The 993-nt window shown below is 68.5% G+C and carries 1 protein-coding gene; it reads left to right on the top strand.

Annotation, left to right across the window (positions count from 1 at the left end; genetic code table 11):
- Window positions 1-831: ricin-type beta-trefoil lectin domain protein (locus GWK61_RS54765; protein WP_194922321.1), on the top strand; the 831-nt coding region annotated here is incomplete at its 5' end.
- Window positions 832-993: the final 162 nt, after the last annotated feature.

Here is a 993-nt window from a genome sequence, read left to right as displayed (position 1 = left end):
CAGCAGCAGGAGGACATGAACAACATCATCGACTACACCCGGAACTGGGGTAAGTCGGTGGTGAAGTGGTCGCTGGCGGTGGACCAGAACATGGGCCCGCACAACGGCGGCTGCGGGACCTGCAGCGGGCTGATCACCGTGCACAACGGCGACTCGCGCTCCGGCCAGGTCGACTACAACATCGAGTACTACGACATGGGGCAGCTGACCAAGTTCGTGAAGCCGGGCGCCTACCGCATCGACTCCACGGCCAACAGCAGCATCCCCAACGTCGCGTGGCAGAACCCGGACGGCTCGAAGGCACTGGTCGCCTACAACGAGTCGGGCAGCACGCAGACCCTGACCGTCAACTGGGGCAACGAGAACTTCAGCTACTCGCTGCCGGCCCAGACCTCCGCCACCTTCACCTGGAGCGGCACCCAGGGCACCGGCGGCGGAGGCGGAGGCGGCACCGGCCAGATCACCGGCTACGGCGGCAAGTGCGTCGACATCGCCGGCGCGAACTCGGCCAACGGCACCGCGGTCCAGCTCTACGACTGCAACGGAACCGCCGCCCAGCAGTGGACGGTGGCATCGAACGGCTCCCTGCAGGCCCTGGGCAAGTGCATGGACGTCACCGGCGCCGGCACCGCGAACGGCACGAAGGTGCAGCTCTACGACTGCAACGGGACAGCAGCGCAGCAATGGCAGCACCAAGCCAACGGCGAACTGGTCAACACCAACTCAGGCCGCTGCCTGGACGCCACCGGCCCCAGCTCCGCGAACGGCACCAGGCTCCAGATCTGGGACTGCACCGACGGAGCAAACCAACAGTGGAACCTGCCGTCGTGAGCCGAGGGAACTGACGACGGACCGGGTGGGTCGCGCGCCGGTTTCGGTGGCGCGCGCCCCGCGCATGCGAGCATCGGCGGGCGGCGGGCCCGCCGGCGCTGCGCGGCAGTGAGAGTGGTGGTGGGGGCGGTGGCGAGGCCCCCACCACCACTTCGCTGTGGG

Origin of the sequence: Catenulispora rubra, assembly GCF_015356825.1 — a bacterium.
In the GTDB taxonomy this organism is placed as follows: Bacteria; Actinomycetota; Actinomycetes; order Streptomycetales; family Catenulisporaceae; genus Catenulispora; species Catenulispora rubra.
The sequence above is the reverse complement of the archived record's forward strand: the minus strand, read 5'-3'. Positions and strand labels throughout refer to the sequence as shown.